The organism is Dactylosporangium maewongense (genome assembly GCF_039531485.1).
GTDB lineage: Bacteria > Actinomycetota > Actinomycetes > Mycobacteriales > Micromonosporaceae > Dactylosporangium > Dactylosporangium maewongense.
The window spans coordinates 395,549-412,876 of record NZ_BAAAQD010000010.1; the positions used below are offsets into that span (position 1 = coordinate 395,549).

At 73.5% G+C, this 17,328-nt stretch carries 17 protein-coding genes and 1 pseudogene; 10 read left to right on the plus strand and 8 right to left on the minus strand.

The genetic code is table 11. The features are described from left to right. Positions 1-13: 13 nt before the first annotated feature. From ABD332_RS26260 to ABD332_RS26270, 3 genes are read left to right on the plus strand one after another with little or no spacing between them, the layout of a single operon-like run. Complete coding sequence (locus ABD332_RS26260) at positions 14-712, plus strand: SDR family oxidoreductase (RefSeq protein WP_344504782.1); 699 nt, start codon at positions 14-16, stop codon at positions 710-712. 5 nt (positions 713-717) lie between these two features. Continuing rightward, a complete protein-coding gene (locus ABD332_RS26265; protein WP_344504783.1) occupies positions 718-1,644 on the plus strand; it encodes a glutathione S-transferase family protein in 927 nt (308 codons plus the stop codon). 9 nt (positions 1,645-1,653) lie between these two features. Further along, positions 1,654-2,385 carry an SDR family oxidoreductase gene (locus ABD332_RS26270; RefSeq protein ID WP_344504784.1) on the plus strand — a complete coding sequence of 244 codons (732 nt, stop codon included), beginning with the start codon at positions 1,654-1,656 and terminating at the stop codon, positions 2,383-2,385. Between the two features lie 16 nt (positions 2,386-2,401). On the opposite strand, the gene ABD332_RS26275 is transcribed toward ABD332_RS26270, so the two are convergent. Together ABD332_RS26275 and ABD332_RS26280 are read right to left on the minus strand one after the other, a co-directional pair. Beyond that, entirely contained in the window at positions 2,402-3,529 is a 1,128-nt protein-coding gene (locus ABD332_RS26275; protein ID WP_344504785.1) for a serine hydrolase domain-containing protein, read from the minus strand. 41 nt (positions 3,530-3,570) lie between these two features. Beyond that, positions 3,571-4,845 carry an FAD-dependent oxidoreductase gene (locus tag ABD332_RS26280; RefSeq protein ID WP_344504814.1) on the minus strand — a complete coding sequence of 425 codons (1,275 nt, stop codon included), beginning with the start codon at positions 4,843-4,845 and terminating at the stop codon, positions 3,571-3,573. A 59-nt stretch (positions 4,846-4,904) separates the two neighbouring features. Here ABD332_RS26280 and ABD332_RS26285 point away from each other — a divergent pair, with 59 nt between their 5' ends. Further along, positions 4,905-5,366: a MarR family winged helix-turn-helix transcriptional regulator gene (locus ABD332_RS26285; protein ID WP_344504786.1), complete on the plus strand. Its 462-nt coding sequence runs from the start codon at positions 4,905-4,907 to the stop codon at positions 5,364-5,366. An 86-nt stretch (positions 5,367-5,452) separates the two neighbouring features. Then, the gene (locus ABD332_RS26290) at positions 5,453-6,406 is read left to right on the plus strand and encodes an EcsC family protein (protein WP_344504787.1); all 954 of its coding nucleotides are present in this window, start codon (positions 5,453-5,455) and stop codon (positions 6,404-6,406) included. 1 nt (position 6,407) lies between these two features. Here the strand turns inward: ABD332_RS26290 and ABD332_RS26295 are convergent, their stop codons facing one another. The 4 genes from ABD332_RS26295 to ABD332_RS26310 all read right to left on the minus strand — a co-directional run bounded on the left by ABD332_RS26295 (position 6,408) and on the right by ABD332_RS26310 (position 8,823). Then, positions 6,408-6,632: a hypothetical protein gene (locus ABD332_RS26295; RefSeq protein WP_344504788.1), complete on the minus strand. Its 225-nt coding sequence runs from the start codon at positions 6,630-6,632 to the stop codon at positions 6,408-6,410. Between the two features lie 24 nt (positions 6,633-6,656). Further along, on the minus strand, positions 6,657-7,400 hold the full coding sequence (locus tag ABD332_RS26300) for a class F sortase (RefSeq protein WP_344504789.1): 744 nt from the start codon (positions 7,398-7,400) through the stop codon (positions 6,657-6,659). 305 nt (positions 7,401-7,705) lie between these two features. After that, complete coding sequence (locus ABD332_RS26305; RefSeq protein WP_344504790.1) at positions 7,706-8,293, minus strand: hypothetical protein; 588 nt, start codon at positions 8,291-8,293, stop codon at positions 7,706-7,708. 278 nt (positions 8,294-8,571) lie between these two features. Then, positions 8,572-8,823, minus strand: a complete 252-nt coding sequence (locus tag ABD332_RS26310; protein ID WP_344504815.1) for a DUF6343 family protein — start codon at positions 8,821-8,823, stop codon at positions 8,572-8,574. 92 nt (positions 8,824-8,915) lie between these two features. Here ABD332_RS26310 and ABD332_RS26315 point away from each other — a divergent pair, with 92 nt between their 5' ends. Further along, on the plus strand, positions 8,916-9,716 hold the full coding sequence (locus ABD332_RS26315; RefSeq protein ID WP_344504791.1) for a TIGR02452 family protein: 801 nt from the start codon (positions 8,916-8,918) through the stop codon (positions 9,714-9,716). Between the two features lie 174 nt (positions 9,717-9,890). Then, positions 9,891-10,967, plus strand: a complete 1,077-nt coding sequence (locus ABD332_RS26320; RefSeq protein ID WP_344504792.1) for a lysylphosphatidylglycerol synthase transmembrane domain-containing protein — start codon at positions 9,891-9,893, stop codon at positions 10,965-10,967. A 462-nt stretch (positions 10,968-11,429) separates the two neighbouring features. Here ABD332_RS26320 and ABD332_RS26325 read toward each other — a convergent pair. Further along, positions 11,430-12,134: pseudogene (locus ABD332_RS26325) on the minus strand (phosphatase PAP2 family protein); the annotation flags it as partial. Between the two features lie 85 nt (positions 12,135-12,219). Next, on the minus strand, positions 12,220-13,341 hold the full coding sequence (locus ABD332_RS26330; protein WP_344504793.1) for a glycosyltransferase family 4 protein: 1,122 nt from the start codon (positions 13,339-13,341) through the stop codon (positions 12,220-12,222). A gap of 59 nt (positions 13,342-13,400) precedes the next feature. Between ABD332_RS26330 and ABD332_RS26335 the strand changes: the two genes are divergently transcribed. The 3 genes from ABD332_RS26335 to ABD332_RS26345 all read left to right on the plus strand — a co-directional run bounded on the left by ABD332_RS26335 (position 13,401) and on the right by ABD332_RS26345 (position 17,232). Further along, complete coding sequence (locus ABD332_RS26335) at positions 13,401-14,219, plus strand: PIG-L deacetylase family protein (protein ID WP_344504794.1); 819 nt, start codon at positions 13,401-13,403, stop codon at positions 14,217-14,219. 179 nt (positions 14,220-14,398) lie between these two features. Next, positions 14,399-15,460, plus strand: coding sequence for a diguanylate cyclase (locus ABD332_RS26340; protein ID WP_344504795.1), 1,062 nt, complete (start codon positions 14,399-14,401; stop codon positions 15,458-15,460). Between the two features lie 182 nt (positions 15,461-15,642). Beyond that, positions 15,643-17,232 carry a beta-1,3-glucanase family protein gene (locus ABD332_RS26345; RefSeq protein ID WP_425552287.1) on the plus strand — a complete coding sequence of 530 codons (1,590 nt, stop codon included), beginning with the start codon at positions 15,643-15,645 and terminating at the stop codon, positions 17,230-17,232. Positions 17,233-17,328: the final 96 nt, after the last annotated feature.

A 17,328-nucleotide genomic window follows, 5' to 3' on the forward strand; every position in this document is an offset into this window, starting at 1 on the left:
GGAGGGAGCGGACATGGATCTCAAGCAGGCAGTGGTGCTGGTGACGGGCGGCAACCGGGGCATCGGCAAGGCCCTGGTGGCGCAGGCGCAGGCGCGGGGCGTCCGGAAGGTGTACGCCGCGGCCCGCGACCCGCGCACGGTGACCGCGCCGGGGGTCGAGGCCGTCGCGCTCGACGTGACCGACCCCGAGTCGGTGCGGCGGGCGGCCGAGCGCACCGGCGACGTCACCGTCCTGGTCAACAACGCCGGCATCTACGTCGGCGCCAGCTACGTCACCGGCGACCTGGTGGACATCCGGCGCGAGTTCGAGACGAACTTCTACGGCCCGCTCAACGTCACCCGAGCGTTCGTGCCGCAGCTGCTCGCCAACGGCGGCGGCCGGATCGTCAACGTGCACTCGGCGCTGTCGTGGGTGGCGCTCGGCGGGTCGTACAGCGCGACCAAGGCCGCCCTGTGGTCCGCCAGCGACGCGCTGCGCCTGGAGCTCGCACCGCGCGGCATCGGGGTCACGGGCCTGCACGTCGGCTACGTCGACACCGACATGGCCGCGTCGGTCGACGCCCCGAAGATCAGCCCGGACGCGGTGGCGGTCCAGGTCTTCGACGCGATCGAGCAGGACCGCGACGAGGTCCTCGCCGACGACACGTCCCGCGGTGCGAAGCGGTCGCTGACCGCGGAGCCGGGCGAGCGGTACGCGCGGGTGGCAGCATAGGACGCATGGGTGCATACCGGTCGACGGGCGAGTTCAAGCGGGACCAGAACTACATCACCACCCGCATCACCGCCGACGGACGGGACGGCTACCCGGTCGAGCCCGGCCGCTACCGGCTGGTGGTGAGCCGGGCCTGTCCGTGGGCGAGCCGGGCGATCATCGTGCGGGAGCTGCTCGGGCTGCAGGACGTCCTCTCGATGGGCGTCTGCGGCCCGACGCACGACCCGCGCAGCTGGACCTTCGACCTCGACCCGGGCGGGCGCGACCCGGTGCTCGGCATCGAGCGCATCCAGGACGCGTACTTCGCCCGCTTCCCCGGCTATGAGCGCGGCATCACCGTGCCGTGCGTCGTCGACGTCACCACCGGCCAGGTCGTCACCAACGACTACGCGCAGATCACCCTGGACCTCTCCACGGAGTGGGCGGAGTTTCACCGGCCCGGTTCGCCGCAGCTGTACCCGCCGGCGCTGCGCGAGGAGATCGACGAGGTCAACGCGCTGGTCTTCAAGGACGTCAACAACGGCGTGTACCGGGCCGGGTTCGCCGGCACGCAGGAGGCCTACGAGGCCGCCTACGAGCGGCTGTTCGCCCGGCTGGACTGGCTGTCGGAGCGGCTGTCGACCCGGCGGTACCTCGTCGGCGGCCAGATCACCGAGGCCGACATCCGCCTGTTCACCACGCTGGTCAGGTTCGACGCGGTCTACCACGGGCACTTCAAGTGCAACCGGCAGAAGCTCACCGAGCTGCCGGTCCTGTGGGACTACGCCCGCGACCTGTTCCAGACCCCGGGCTTCGGCGACACGGTGGACTTCGAGCACATCAAGCGCCACTACTACGAGGTCCACCGCGACATCAACCCGTCGGGCGTCGTGCCCCTCGGCCCCGACCTGTCCGGCTGGCGGCTGCCCCACACCCGGGCCTCGCTCGCCTAAGCTGCCGTGGTGGAGAAGATCACCATCATCACGGGCGGCAGCAGGGGCATCGGCGCCGCCACCGCCGTCCGGCTCGCCGCGGACGGGCACCGGATCGCCGTCGGGTACCAGCAGTCCGCCGCTTCGGCCGCCTCCGTGGTCTCCGCCGTGGCGGCCGCCGGCGGCCACGCGGTCGCCGTGCAGGTCGACACGTCGGTGGAGGAGGACGTGGCCCGGCTCTTCGCGACCGCGGCCGCCGAGCTCGGCCCGGTCACCGGCCTGGTGAACAACGCCGCCGTCACGTCCCCGATGGGCCCGTTCGCCGACCTGCGCACCGCCGACCTGCGCCGCGTCGTCGACGTCAACTTCGTCGGCGCCTTCCTGTGCGCCCGCGAGGCAGCCCGCGTCCTGCCCCGCGGCGGCGCGATCGTCAACGTCTCCTCGGGCGCCGCCACGCTGGGCAGCCCCGGCGAGTACATCCACTACGCCGCCACCAAGGCCGCCCTCGACACGCTGACCGTCGGCCTGGCGAAGGAGCTCGGCCCGGCCGGTATCCGCGTCAACGGCGTCGCCCCCGGCATCATCCGCACCGAGATGCACGCCGTCTCGGGCGACCCGGACCGCGCGGAGAAGGCCGGCCCGAACCTCCCGCTCGGCCGCCCCGGCGAGCCCGCCGAGATCGCCGAGGCGATCGCCTGGCTGCTCAGCGACGCCGCGTCGTACGCCACCGGCACCACGATCCGCGTCGCCGGCGGCCGCTGACGCCCCTTTGCGGGGGCTACCCGCGGAGGATGGCCTCGAGGGTGTCGTACATGGTGTCGCCGCGGCCGTGGTCGCCGAGGCGGCGGGTGACGTACGCGAGGCTGTAGCCCAGCGACTCGTCGTGCCCGGCGGAGGAGCCGCCGATGCCGCCCATGCCGAACCAGGAGCCGTCGCGGCGCCAGCCGAGGGTCCAGGTCGCGTCCTCCTCCAGGAGCCGGTCGACGCCGACCGCCTGGGGGCCGAGCGCCTCGGTGAGCAGCGGTGCGGGCAGCAGGCGGGGCAGGGCCTCGTAGAAGGCGGCGAGGCCGCGGGCGGTCGCGTGGCAGTTGACGGCGGGCAGCTCGCCGGTGCGCCAGAGTGGGCCGTTGACGACGTCGGTGGCGAGCAGCTCGACCGGGCCGAGCGCGCGGGACCAGAGCTCGCCGTGGCCGGACAGCTGGCGCTCGGGCCAGTCGGGGGTGGCGTGCTCGACCTCGGCGCAGCGGGCGCCGTCCGCGGTGGACAGTCCGAAGTGGACGTCGAGGCCGAACGTGCGCACGACCTCGCCGACCGTCTCGCCGGTGGCGCCGAGGAGGATCTCGCCGAGGATGGTGCCGTACGTGAGGGCGTGCTCCCCGAACGCCGTCCCCGGCTCCCACTCCAGCGGCGTGGCCGCGATCGCCGCCGCGAACCTGGAGCTGTCGAGAATTTCGGAAATGTCGGGAAGGGGGAAGGCGGCGGAACCGGGGTGCGGGTCGCCGCCGGCCGGCGGTAGGGGAGCGGCAGCGGTGGCGGCCGAGCGGGCCGCGGGCAGGCCCGCCTGGTGGGACAGGGCGTGACGGACGGTGGCGGACGGGTGAGGGAACGCCTTCCAGTACGTCGCGATCGGCGCGTCCAGGTCGATCCTGCCGTCGGCGATCCTGCGCAGCACGGCCATCGCGGCGACCGGCTTGCCGGCGGAGAACACGGTCGACAGCGTGCCGGGCTCCCACGGGCGGGTCCTCGCCGCGTCGGCCCAGCCGCCCCACAGGTCGACGACGAGTGCGCCGCCCACGTGGGCCGCGACCGACGCGCCGGTCTCCGCGCCCGAGCTGAACAGGTCCTCGAACGCCGACCGGACCGCCTCGAACCCGGGTGCGACGCCGCCCCGCACGATGTCTGTCACGCGCCGCACCCTACCGGCGCCCCGACGGCACGCGCCCGGAATTACTCCCTGTCGCCGCCGCGGGTGGTGTACAGCGAAGCCTCGAACCTCCGTTTCAGCGCCGGGACCCGGTCGGTGGTCCGCAGGAACGCCCGCTGGCCGGCCAGGGCCAGCCGCCCGATCACCGGCCGGTGGACCAGCTGGTCGCCGCCGGTGCGGGCCTTCGAGGCGGCCACGGCGGCGAAGCCGTAGTCGAGCATCTGCCGCTCGTACACCCGCGGCGAACGGCTTCCGGAGGTCAGTGCCCGCACGAGGTTGTGGGCGTCGCGCAGCGCGGTGTTGGCGCCGACACCCTGGCCGGGGGTCATGGTGTGGATGGCGTCGCCGAGCAGCGTGACGCGGTCGGTCGGCCACGCCGGCACCGGCACCGACGTGCGGATGTTGATCGGGAAGCAGGTGGCGGGGTCGGTGAGCGTGAAGAGCCGCCGCAGCGCCGGGCTCCACCGCGGGGTCATGGCGAGGGTCTGCGCGACCAGCCGCGGGCCGTCGAGGCCGGTGACGTCCGCGGGGAAGCGGTCGCGGTGCGCGGAGACGCCCCAGTTGATGTGGTCGACCGTCGGGTCGCCGGGCACGGGCGAGCCGCCGCCGGGGCCCCACGGGAACTCCATGACGTGCAGGATGCAGGCCATGCCCCGCGGGGCGAGGACCAGGCCGATGCCGGGGAACACGCCCTCGGGCAGCAGCGCCCGCGTCTCGCCGGTGAGCGGCACCTTCCCGCCGATCGCCACGACGCCGGAGTCCTCGACGCGGGCGTGCGGCAGCTTCTGGGCGCGGACCCGCGAGTTGGTCCCGTCGGCGCCGACGAGCAGGTCGCCGGTGACCGAGCTGCCGTCAGCGAAATATGCCGTTATTTCGGTTTCGGTCTGTTCATAGTGGGTGAAGTCGCTGCCGAAGCGGACGACGTCGGTCATGCCCGTGTAGAGGACCTGCCGCAGCGTCATCCGGCTGACGGACTTCTCGTCGTTGACGTCGTCGGTGGGTGTCCGCAGCGGCACGGTGAGCGTGCGGCGCAGCCGCTCGTCCAGGAACGCGAACGTCTCCGGCGGTCGCGCGCAGGTGCGGACGAACAGGTCGTACACGTCGGGGGGCAGGCACGCCTTCAGCGCCCGGCTGCCGTCGGGGTCGATGCCGACCCGGTAGCCGTGCAGCCCGTCGGTCCGCGTCCGGTGGCGCTCGAAGACCCGCACGTCCACCCCTGCCCGCCGGAGGCCGTGCGCGAGGCACATGCCGCCGGTACCGCCACCGATCACGATCACGCGCATCCGATGCTCCTTGATTGTCGAGTAGCTAGATTTTCTAGTGTCTTAGCGTACGAGGGATCCCGTACGATCGGCAAGTGGGAACGACCGCACGCGCCGATCTGCTCGCCGAGCTGGGCCAGGTCATGCAGGCGTACCAGCGCGCCGTCGACGTGCTCGACCAGCGCGTCGCCGACCGGCTCGGGCTGAACCGGACCGACACGCGCTGCCTGGAGCTGCTGTTCGCGCCGTCACCGCTCAGCCCGGGGGAGCTCGCGGCCGCCGCCGGGCTCACCACGGGCGGCGTGACGACGGCGATCGACCGGCTCGAGCGCGCCGGGTACGTGACCCGCGAGCGCGACTCAGCCGACCGCCGCCGGGTCACCGTCCACCCGACGCCGCACGCGCACCGGGTCGTCGCGGAGATCTACGGCCCGATCGTCGCCGAGGGGCAGGAGCACCTCGCCCGGTACGACGACGCGACGCTGCGCCACATGGTCGAGTTCATGTCGTTCGCCACCGAACAACAGCACCGGCACGCGGCCCGGCTCGCGGAGTGACCCGCGGGCGCGGACGCTGGTAGCGGCGCGGGTGCGGTCGGATATCGGTCCGCGCGCTGTTTGCGTGGATCTCCTACAGTCTTCGTGTGACCGACGTGCCGCCGCAGACCCCCGACCACGCCGACGGCGCCTCGCAAGCCGTTCCCCCTGCCCCGATCTGGGCGTCCAACGCCGCGCCTTCCGCGCCTTTCGTGGCTTCCGCGCCTTCCGCGGCTTCTGCTGGTGGCGCAGCGGGGATCGATGACGACGGCGGGCCGCCGCGGGCGCCGATGGTCGACCCGGGTCCGCCGTGGGTGCCCGGCGACGAGGGTCCCGGGCCGCAGCCCTCGCAGCCATCGCCCGACGGTGTCGACGACGGGCCGCCACCGGGGCTGTGGCAGAAGATGCGGGCCGACCCCGAGTACGCGCCGGAGCACCTCGCGCTCGAGGCCGTCACCAGGATCGGGCCGAAGATGGTCCTCGAACTGCAGAAGCTGCGCGCCCAGAACCCGGGCGCCCCGCCGGAGGCCATCGCGAGCATGGTGGCATACCGGTACACCAACCACGCCCGGCTCTCCGGGGCGGTCTCCGGCGCCGTGGGGCTGGCCGGGGCGGTGCTCGACGTCGGCGTGCTCGCCTGGACGCAGGCGAAGATGGTGCTGCTCATCGCCGTCGCGTACGGGCACGACCCGGCCGACCCCGAACGGGCCACCGAGCTGCTCGTCCTGCAGGGGGTCCACAAGTACACGCAGACGGCCCGCACCGCGCTGCAGGTCGCGCGCGGCCGGGAGGGCGTCGGGGCGCTGCTGCCGGACAAGCGCCGGCCGATCAACCAGATGCTGCTGACCCTCGGCCTCAAGCTCGCCCAGATGGCCGGCGTCAAGGCCGCGAAGCGCATCTTCGCGAAGATCGTCCCCGGCGCCGCCATCATCCTCGGCAGCTTCGCCAACGCGGGCGCGACGAAGGCCCTCGCGAAGAAGGCGATCGAGCTCTACGGCCGCCCGGCGCTGCCGATGCAACGCCCGCCGATGCAGCTGCCGCCCGCCCCGAAGCGCATCTGACTCACTCCGGCACCCTGATCAGGTGCCCCGCCTGCCGCGCGACGGACTCCATCGTCGCGCGGTACTCGGCCCTGGTCATCGTGCCGTCCAGCAGTTCCCGGGCCGCCGCGGCCTCAACGTCGTGCTTTTGCCCACCGCGCTCCGCTCTGGCCACCATCAGGTGCCGGGCGATCAGGACGCAGTAGACCACCGCGACGAGCGCGGCCACGAACATCGTCGCGAACATCCTGCAGACCCTACGGTCACGCCCTCACCCGGCCCGGCGCAGCGTCGCAAAGACGACGACGTTGCCACGGTACGACCGCCGCAGCCGATCGAACGTCCCACCGCACGTGATGAGCCGGAGCACCGGCCGGTCGACCGCGCCGTAGACCTCGTCGGACGGGAACTGCGCCTTCGCGTACTCCTCGACCCGGTCCACCCCGAACACCGCCGTGCGCCCGTCGGCCCTGCGCACGCTGACCTCGTCGCCCGGCCGCAGGTCCCGCAACCGGTAGAACACCGCCGGCCCGTCACTCCTCGTGTCGACGTGCCCGAGGACCACCGCCGGCCCGACCTCCCCGGGCGCGGCGAGCTGCCGGTACCACCCCGCCGGCGCCTTGGCCCGCAGCGGCGGCACCTCGATCGTCCCGTCAGGGTTGAGCCCGAGCCCCATGAGCGCCGTGCTGACCCCGATCGCCGGGATCTCGAGGTGTACGGGCACCGAGAACCCCATCCCCACCGCCGTGCCGCCCCCGCCTGCCCCTGTCCCGGGGGCTGGTGAGGAGCCAGACGCGGCGCCGGTGGTGGTGTTGGAGGCCGCGGCCGTCGCTCGGACGGACACGCGGGGCCCGGGCGGCCCGAGCACTTCCTGATCGGCTGCCGCGGCGGCCTGCTCGGTGCGACGCTGCGGCTCCTCCGCCGGCGCCGCCCCGACGATCACGAGCGCGAGCCCGGCCACGGCACAGACAGCGGTCACGACGTCGAGGACCCGCCTCCGCTGCCGGTCCTCCATCGCCGCCCACCGCTCCCGCCCCCGCCCGACAACCCGCCCTACAGCGCCCTCCGCTGCGGTGCTGTCCTTCGCGCTGTCCTGGGTGGCGGGGCTCTCTTTCTTCCCGTTCTGCGCGGCGGATGCCTTCTCCGTCTTCCCGTGTTGCGCGGCGGATGCCTTCTCCGTCTTCCCGTGTTGCGCGGCGGGAGCCTTCTCCGTCTTTCCCCTCCGGACAAATCCGAAATGTCGGATAAGTCCGGCGCTTGCGTCCGGACTTATCCGGGGTGGGGCGGTGGCATCCGTCGGGGTGGGTGGTTCGGGGTGCATCAGCGCCAGCCGGAAGCCGGGCGGAGGCGGAAGACGGTCAGGGCCGCGGCGATGAGGAGCAGGGCTATGCCTGTGCCGGCGAGAAGAGGGTTGCGCATGCCGAGGCCTCCGCCGCCGCCTGTTCCGGGGGCGCCGCTGGGGGTTGCGGGGGCGCCTGTCGAGCCGGCACCGGTGGCGGTGGCCGTCGAGTTGCCTGTCACGCCCGCCGAGTTGCCGCTCGCCGCACCTGCCGAGCTGCCGGCCGCGCCGCCCGTCGCACTGCCCGTCGCACCGCCCGTTGGGTTGCCGGTCGCGCCGCCCGTTGCGCCGCCGGGGGCCTTGGAGCTGCCGCCCGCGGTCGTCGAGGTGCTGCCTGCGCCGCTCGTGCCTGTCGGGGAACCGGTTCGGGTGGGGGCGGGCGGGGAGGCGGTGTGGGACGCGGTCGGGGTGGTGCCCGGGGCGGCGCCGTTGCGGTTGGTGCGGTTCGCCACGCAGTACGACAGCAGCAGCACCAACAGGACCAGCAGTGCGACCGCGAGGACCGCGGCCACCATGCGGCGCTCGGCGAGGGGGCGCCGGGCGTGTGATCGCCTCACGGGTGTGGACATCGAGCCATCCCTCCGTGCGGCGTCGCCGGGCGTGTGGTGGGTGGTACCCAACCGTCAGCGTGGCATAACCGCCGGTCGATAGCACCTGTCGCCCGAAGGTGGGCGAGCCGCGCCCGAGGTCAGCCGGTTGCGGTGGGGGAGCGGCGCGCGGCCGCGGCGCGGCGGTCCCACAGCACCAGGAGCCCGATCCCGGCGCGCAGCGACACGGCACCCACCAGCACCCACACGATCCATGGCATGGCTCACCTATGCCCGCGGCGTCGATGGATCAACCGGGGCTATTCGAAGAGCGAGTGGTGGCCGCCGCGGGCCCGGCGGCGGAGCTGCACGACGACGAGGTCGACAGCGGCGACGGCGGCGAGGACCACGAACGCCCACGCGGGCAGTGGCAGGTGGGCGCGGAAGAGCAGCACCGCGAAGGCGATCGAGGTGACGAGGCCGAACGTGGCCAGCACCAGGCGCAGGTTCAGCGGGCTGTAGGGGTGCCCGACGGTCCCCCTCCGCCGCGGCGGTTGCGCGTCGAGAGGCATACCGGTCATGTACCCGTCCCGGGAGCGGCCCAACCGGTTGAAGCGGGCCGGTACCGTGACCAGGTGCCAACACATGGTCAAAGGCCCGCGGCGTGAGCGGGCGGCTTCGGGAGATCGCCCGGCAGACCGTCGCGATCGCCGAGGCGGGGGAGTACCGCACCGAGGCCGGCGGCGTCGTGGACATCGGCCCGGCGGTGCGGGCCGCCGTCGCCGGGACGACGCTGTACCTGCCGGACGAGACCCTGCCGCCGCCGCAGGGTGGGCCCACGAAGGCGAGCATCGCGGTCACGGGCGAGTCGACGCTGGCCGCCGCCAGAAGGTTGGGCGACGACGTGGCGTGCCTGGTGTTCGCGTCGGCGAAGAACCCGGGTGGCGGCTTCCTCGGCGGCGCGGTCGCGCAGGAGGAGAGCCTGGCCCGCGCCTCGGCGCTGTACCCGTGCCTGCGGGCGGCGCCCGAGTTCTACGCGTTCCACCGCGAGCAGCGGGACCTGCGCTACAGCGACCGGGTCATCCACTCGCCGGGCGTGCCGGTGTTCCGCGACGACAAGGGCCGGCTGCTCGACGTGCCGCACCGGGCCGCGTTCCTGACCTCCGCCGCGCCGAACCTGGGCGCGATCCTGCGCAACCAGCCGGGCGACGCCGGCGACGTCCCGGCGATCCTGCACCGCCGGGCCCGTCGCGTCCTCGCGGTCGCCGCCGCGTACGGTCACCGCAGGCTGATCCTCGGCGGCTGGGGCTGCGGGGTGTTCCGCAACGAGCCGGCCGACGTGGCCGGGGCGTTCGCCGCCGCGCTCGGTGAGGTCGACCGGTTCGACGAGGTGGTCTTCGCCGTGTACGACCGGGTCAGCGGCTCCCCGGTCCGCGCGGCCTTCGCGGCCGTCTTCGGCGGGTAGCAGGGGAGTTGCCATGCGTTCACCAGGCCGGTGCGGGTCGGTTCGCGACCGTGGGCAGCAACGGGCCATCTGTAGAATTGGCGCCCGGATCAGGCGCAATGCAGGAATTGGGCCGATTCACGCCCAGGGGCCCGTCAGGTATGTTCCGTCGGTCGCACGAGCGGTAGGAGCGGAATGAGCGTGAACCAGGCAGCCTGCGAGGACGCCGCGCCGGACACCGTGGCGACCGAGGCGGTCGAGGCCATCGAGGAGACCGGCAAGAGCAGCGTGCTGGGCTCCTCGCTGCCCCGGATGCTGCTCGCGATCGCCGTCGCGGTCACCGTGGTGGTGCTCGGCGTCACGCACTGGTCGACCGTCAGCGCGGGCGCCGCCGGGCTCGCCCGGGCCAACAGCGCCTGGCTGGTCGTCGCCGCCCTCGGCACGGCGTCGATCTGGGTGGCCGGCACGGTGACGCAGATCGGCTCGATGTCGCTGCGGCCGCCGGTCGGCCGGCTGCTGGCGGTACAGGTGGCGGCATCGTTCGCCAATCACGTGCTGCCGGCCGGTTCGGGCGGGATGGGCATCAACATCCGGTTCCTGCGCAAGCACGGTCTCGGCCCGGGCGCCGCGGTCGGATCCGTCGGGCTCAACACGCTCGTCGGCGCGGTCACGCACACGCTGCTGCTCGTGGTGGCCGTCGCGATCAGCCCGTCGCTCGCCCGCGGCATCCACGTGCCCGGGTCGTGGCGCGACTCCGTGTCGCGGGCCGCCGGGCCGGCCGGCTGGATCCTGCTCGCCGTCTGCGGTCTGGCGCTCGCGGCGGGCCTCGCGGCCGCCGTGCGCCCGGCGTGGCGCCGCCGGATGGCGGAGCGGGCGGTCGGGGCTGGGCGCAGGGTCGGCGAGGAGCTGCGCCGCCTCTGGGGCGTGCTGCGCGACCCCTACCGGGCCGCCGCCCTCTGGCTCGGGTCGTTCTCCACGCCCCTGCTGCACGCAATCATCCTGTACGCGGTGCTGCGCAGCCTGGGCGTGGCGGTGACGGTCGGCACGGCCGTCGTGCTCTACCTGGTGGTGTCGACGCTGTCGGCGTTCGTGCCGTCACCCGGCGGCATCGGCGCGCTCGACGTCGCCATGCTGGCCGGCCTGACCGCGATCGGCGTCTCCTCCGCGGTCGCGCTCGGTGCGGTGGTGGGGTATCGCCTGATCACGGTGTGGGTGCCGCTGCTGCCCAGTGCCTTCGTCCTGGCGGTCCTGCTGCGCCGCCGCATCATCTGACACCGGGACCGACCGGGCCGCTGCCCGGTCGTGCGCCGCGGAGTCCGACGGTTCGTGCCGCCACGGTGTCCGCCCCGGTGCCGCGGAGTCTGACGACGCGTCCCGCCGCGACGGCGTCCGGTCGGGCGCTGCGTGCCGCGATGTCCGGTCATGCGCCGCGTCCGACGGTTCGTGCCGCCACGGTGCCCGCTCCGGCGCCGCGGAGTCCGGCGACGCGCCACGCCACGACGGCGCCCGGTCCACTGCACCGGACGTCGACCCGCCGCGCAACGACGTGGAGTCCGGTGTGCCAGACGGCGCGCCGCCGCGCAACGACACGGATTCCGGCGCGCCGGACGGCGACCCGGCGCGCGAGGACGGCGTGCCGGACGGCGAACCGCCGCGCCACGACCGCCAGACGCGCGACGGCCAGGTGGTGAGCCGGTCCGGCAACGGCGGCAGCGCCGGGGCGAGCGCGACCGCGGCCAGCCCGACGGCGACCCCGGCGACGACGTCGAGGACCCAGTGGTTGGCGGTGACGACCACGACGACGCCGGTGGTCGTGGGGTACAGGTAGCACAGCGCCCGCCACCTGTGCAGCCCGCGGGCCGCCAGGAGCGCCGCCGCGACGCTCGCGGTCCAGACCGCCCACGCCAGGTGCAGCGACGGCATCGCCGCGTACTGGTCGGCGGGCACCTGGCCGCCGTGGTCGAGGCTGAAGCCGGCCTCGCGGATCGTGTCGACGTAGCCGCCGCCGGGCATCAGCCGCGGCGGCATGACCGGCAGCAGGTAGAAGACGGTCATCCCGGTCACGTTGGTGATGACCAGGGCGTTGCGCATCGGCCGGTACAGCTCCGGCCCGGCGATGTAGCACCAGATGAGCGCCGCGAGCGCCACGCCGATGTGGGCGAACTGGTACCAGTACACCGCGGCCAGGGCGAGCGGCGGGTGGTCGGTCAGCCACCGGTTGGCGGCCAGCTCCCAGTCCAGGTGCAGGAGCCGCTCGATCGAGAGCACCTCGGCGCCGTGCCGGTGCGCGGGCGCCTCCCGGACCGCGGCCAGGGAGCGGATCAGGTCGTACACCTTGACCAGCAGCACCACGATCAGCAGCTCGCCCAGGATGTTGGGGCGGCGCCGCCGGGTGACCGGAGCGGTGGTGGGACGTTCGGTAACGGGGTTCAGGGTCACGCCGCCGCCTCCGCTGCGCTCCGGAGTCGGCGCGACCCGGCACTGTGCCAATGGTGACCGGGCACTCCGCTGCGCTCCGGCCCGGTCACGCGCGCGCGCCGATCGGAGCGTGGTGCGCCGCGGCGGCCAGGTCGTACATGCTGGTGGTCCGGGCGAGGACGTCCGGCCACGCGACCGGTGGCGACGTCGCCAGGTTGTGCGCGGCGATACGGCCGCGCCGCTCCGGATCGGTGGCGAGCGCGGCGATCGCGTCGGCCATCGCGGCGTCGCTGTCGACCAAGACACCCTCCCTGCCATCGGTGATGAAATGGCCGATTCCGCCCTCGGCCCGCGCGACCACGGGAAGCCCGGCGCACCGGGCCTCCAGCGCCGCGATCCCGAAGGACTCCAGGATCGCCGGCGCGACGAACAGGTCGGCCTGCGCGAACAGCGACCTGATCTGCGACCGGGACAGCCTACCGGGCAGGCTCACCCATCCGGCCATTCCGTGGCGGCGCAGGTAGCGCTCCATCGCCGGGCGCCGCGGGCCGTCGCCGGCGATCACCGCCCGCAGGCCGGTCGTCCCGGGCAGCGCCAGCCGGGCCCGGCGCAGCATCCGCAGCAGCTGCAGCGGGCGCTTGCGGGCGGCCAGGCGCATCACGGCGACGACCAGCACGCCCCGCGGGTCGGTGGGGTGCGGCTGGATCCGCCACCGGTCGGCGTCGATGCCGTTGGGCAGCACGTGCACCTGCGCGGGCCACACCAGGCGCCGCAGGGGCTCCGCGGCGACGTCGCTGACCGCCGTCCACACGGCCGGCCAGCGTGACCAGCCGGCGGCGCCGTCGAGGGCCCGGAACGCGTACTCCAGGTGTGACAGCAGTGAGTGGATCGTCACGACCGTCGGGACGTGCTCGGCGAGCCCGGCGGCGGCGAAGGCGAGCGGCGAGGCCGGCCCGGCGTGGACGTGCAGCACGTCGTACCGGCCGGACAGCAGCAGCGAACGGCCCGCCCGCAGCACGCCGGGGCGCACCTCGGCGGGCAGCACGAAGAGCCGCTCCGACAGCCGGTGCACCCGCAGCTCACCGTCGTCCGCGGAGGTGCCGGGCGTGGTGGTGACGATCTCGACGTCGTGGCCGGCCGCCTGCTGACGGAGGGCCAGGTCGTGCACGTGCATCTCGATGCCGCCGAGACGGGGAAGGTAGAAGTCGGTGACGTGCGCGATTCTCATGAACTGCGGCTCCGAGGTGGTGACGGCCGACGTCCCGGGAGAGATGGGAGCATTGGCCGGTGCCGTACACGATGGTGTCGTTTCATGCGCATCCCGACGACGAGGCGCTGCTGACCGCCGGGACCCTCGCCCGGGCCGCCGCGGAGGGGCACCGCGTGGTCCTCGTCGTCGCCACCGCCGGAGGGGCCGGGCTGGCGTCCTCGGCGGTGCTCGCGGAGGGGCCCCTCGCGCGGCGCCGCCTGGCCGAGCTGCACGCGTCGGCGGAGGCGCTCGGCTGTGCCCGGGTCGAGTGCCTCGACTACGAGGACTCCGGGATGGCCGACGCGCCGTCCGGGGCGGCCGGCGCGTTCGCCGACGCGGACCCCCGGGAGGCGGCCGGGCGGCTGGCCGCGCTGCTGGCGGAGGAGCGCGCGGACGTGCTGACCGTCTACGACCCGGCCGGCGGCTACGGCCACCCCGACCACGTGCAGGTGCACCGGGTCGGGACCCTCGCGGCGCAGCTCGCCGGGACGCCGGTGGTGCTGGAGGCGACGGTCGACCGGCGGCTGCTCCAGCGGGTGCTGCGCGCCGTGCACTGGCTGCCGGGCGTGCCGGCGGACTTCCACCCGGCGCGCTTCGCCGGCACCTTCGCCGACCCGGAGCGCATCACGCACCGTGTCGACGTGCGCCGCTACGCCCCGGCCAAGCGCGCGTCGATGGCCGCGCACGCCAGTCAGGCCGGCGCCGACACCGGACGGCGCACGCTGGAGATCCTGCAGAAGCTGCCGCGGCCGCTGTTCCGGTTGCTGATGGGGCGCGAGTGGTTCGTCCAGCACGGCCGGGCACCCGGCCGTCCCCTGATCGACGACGTGTTCGCCGGTCTGCGGGACGGCAGGTGACCCGTTTCCCCGAGCAGGCAATGCGCCCCCGATCGTCGATCGCCCCTTGCGTCCGCAACCCAACGATCAGCGAACCGCTGGGGAATTGTAGGTGGTCCGCAGCCGACGCAGGGGGTAGGCACACCCCCTGATCGTCACGTTGTGCTCAGATGCGGGGCCCGGATGCCGAATCTGCCGGGGTGGTAGAACCGCGCCGGTCGATGATCCTCGCCCGGGACAGGACGGCCGCGACGCGCGCCGTCGCGTACTTCCTCATGCTCGGCGGCGCGGTGGTCGGGACCTGCGCATTGCTGGTCCCCGGCTTCGCCGGCAGCGCCGCGGGCATCGTCGCGACGGTGGTCACCGCGGGCGCGATGATCTTCGCCGGGGCGTGCTGCCGGCTGGTTCCCCAGCGGGTTCCGGAGCCGTTCTGGGTCGCTGTGCCGATACTCGGCGTAGCGATCATCGGTGGGCTGAATCTCGCCACCGAGGACGTGAGTGTCAGCGCACACCTGTACTATCTGTGGCCGCTCATCTACGCCGCGACGTTCCTGCGCAAGGACGTGGCGTACGCGCTGCTCGCCGCGGCGAGCGGGACCGACGCGGCGGTGACGTTCACGCTGCAGCCGGTGGAGGCCGGGCTCACCGACGTCGTCGCCCTCGTCACCGCGTACTGCGTGCTGACGGTCGTGGTGACGAAGCTGCGCAGCCGCGAGGACGCGCTCGTCACGATGCTGGAGCGGCAGGCGACCACCGACCCGCTGACCGGCCTGCCCAACCGGCGGGCGTTCGACCGTGACCTCGCCACCGCGCTGGACGCGGCCCGGAAGACCGCCGCCGAGCACTGCCTGCTCATCGTCGACGTCGACCACTTCAAGACCATCAACGACACGTGGGGGCACGCGACCGGCGACACCGTCCTGGTCCAGGTCGCCGCGGCGCTGCGCGACGCGGCCGCGGGCGGTGCCGTCGCGGCCCGGCTCGGCGGCGACGAGTTCGCCGTGATCGTCGAGGGTGGCGTGCCGGTGGCGCGGCGCATCGCGGCGGCGGTGCGGGCCGCGGTCGCCGGGATCACCGACCTGCCCGACGGGCTGCCGACGCTGAGCATCGGCCTCGCGTCCACCCGGTCCGGCGCCACGGAGGCGGAGGCGCTGCTCGCCGCCGCCGACCGCGCCCTGTACGACGCGAAGGTCCGCGGCCGGGACCGGGTCTCGACCGTGGAGGCCACCCCGCGCCGGCGGTCGCACGTCCCGAACAGGTAGCCACCCGGCCAGTCCCGCGACTATTGACATGTTCCGATCTCGACCCGATGCTGTGAGAGCGCTCTCAGTTAAGAATCTTCACAGATTCGGTACTGGGCGCATGGCGAACCCAACGTCGCGACGGCCCTGCCCGGCCGCCACCGGGCGCGACCGGGGCTGTCCAGCGGAACCGAGGAGCCACCTTGCGCACCATGAGAAGGCTGCTGCGCGCAGCCGCAACCCTCCTGCTGGCGGTACCGGCCATATTGACGGCCGGCACCGCCGCGCAGGCGATCGGGCCCAACCTGCTGCCCATGACCGTCACCAACTCGACCGGCCGCGGCGACGCCGTCTACCTCTACGTGCTCGGCGTCAACCTGAGCACCGGGCGGCTCGGCTACGTCAACTCGGCCGGCACGTTCAACAACTGGCCGGCGGGCGGCCTCCCGCCGACCCCGGCTCCCGACGTGTCGATCGCGGGCCCCGGCAACGGCGGCTCGAAGGTCATCCAGATCCCGCGCGGGCTGTCCGGCCGGGTGTACTTCTCCCTCGGCCAGCGGATCAACTTCTACCTCACCCCGGACGGGCTCGTGCAGCCCGCGCCGTGGGCGGGCGGGGACTCCAACCGCGACATCCTCTTCGACTGGAGCGAGTTCACCTACAACGACTCCGGCCTGTGGCTCAACAGCTCGCAGGTCGACATGTTCGCGGTGCCGCACGCCGTGACCGTCACCGGCGCCACGGGCGCGACGAAGCGGACCGGTGACCTCGTCGCCGGCGGCCGCGACGCCGTCATCAACGGCATCCGGAACCAGGCCGGCTGGGGCGGCTCGATCTACACCCGCGGCGACGGCACCGTGCTGCGCGTCCTCGCCCCGGGCAAGGCGGCCGAGGCGGGCGGGCTCAGCTCCACGTACCTCGACTCCTACATCAACTCGGCGTGGGGCGCCTACGCGTCGAAGACTCTCACCGTGGTGCCCTTCGGCGACCAGCCGAACACGAAGTACTTCGGGCGGGTCTCCGGCACGACCATGAACTTCACCAACTCCGCCGGCCAGCAGGTCGCGTCGTTCCAGCGGCCGACGAGCGCCGACGTGTGGGGCTGCGCCGGCCGCCTCGCCGCGCCCAACGACCTCGTCGTCGGGCCGATCTCCCGCACGCTGTGCGCCGCGCTCAACCGCGGCACGCTCGGCACCATCGACACCCAGCCCAGCACCAACGCGGCGGACTTCTACAAGAACAACCCGACCAACCAGTACGCCAAGATCATTCACGCGAACATGGTCGACGGCAAGGCGTACGCCTTCCCCTTCGACGACGTGGGCGCCTTCGAGTCCCTCGTGCACGACGGCGACCCGCGGGCGGCCGGCATCGTGCTCACCTCGTTCACCGGCGGCGGCAACCCGCAGCCGACCGGCAACCGCATCATCAGCAACATGAACAACAAGTGCGTCGACGTGCCGTCGTCGAACTTCACCGACGGCAACCAGCTGCAGATGTGGACCTGCAACGGCACCGGCGCGCAGAACTGGACGTTCGTCGGCGACACCATCCAGGCCGGCGGCAAGTGCATGGACGTCGCGGCCGGGTCCCTCGCCAACGACGCGAAGATCCAGATCTGGACCTGCAACGGCACCGGCGCGCAGCGCTTCACGCTCAACGCCGCGGGCGACATCGTGAACCTGCAGTCCGGCAAGTGCCTGGACATCCAGTCCTTCAACAGCGCCGACGGCGCGAAGCTCATCCAGTGGACGTGCACCGGCAGCTCCAACCAGAAGTGGCGCCGGGGCTAAGTCCTCCGCGAAGTCGCCTGCACCTGACAGGGGGAACGTGGTCCCGGCCCGCCAGCCGAGACCACGTCTCTCACCCGTGGAACGTCAGTGTCGCCG

Bases quoted from the DNA above. Each gene is read 5' to 3' on its own strand.
- ABD332_RS26295 (WP_344504788.1), bottom strand. From the start codon at position 6,632: ATGTTCGCGACGATGTTCGTGGCCGCGCTCGTCGCGGTGGTCTACTGC.
- ABD332_RS26320 (WP_344504792.1), top strand. From the start codon at position 9,891: ATGAGCGTGAACCAGGCAGCCTGCGAGGACGCCGCGCCGGACACCGTG.
- ABD332_RS26305 (WP_344504790.1), bottom strand. From the start codon at position 8,293: ATGTCCACACCCGTGAGGCGATCACACGCCCGGCGCCCCCTCGCCGAG.
- ABD332_RS26310 (WP_344504815.1), bottom strand. From the start codon at position 8,823: ATGCCTCTCGACGCGCAACCGCCGCGGCGGAGGGGGACCGTCGGGCAC.
- ABD332_RS26300 (WP_344504789.1), bottom strand. From the start codon at position 7,400: ATGGAGGACCGGCAGCGGAGGCGGGTCCTCGACGTCGTGACCGCTGTC.
- ABD332_RS26265 (WP_344504783.1), top strand. From the start codon at position 718: ATGGGTGCATACCGGTCGACGGGCGAGTTCAAGCGGGACCAGAACTAC.
- ABD332_RS26260 (WP_344504782.1), top strand. From the start codon at position 14: ATGGATCTCAAGCAGGCAGTGGTGCTGGTGACGGGCGGCAACCGGGGC.
- ABD332_RS26330 (WP_344504793.1), bottom strand. From the start codon at position 13,341: ATGAGAATCGCGCACGTCACCGACTTCTACCTTCCCCGTCTCGGCGGC.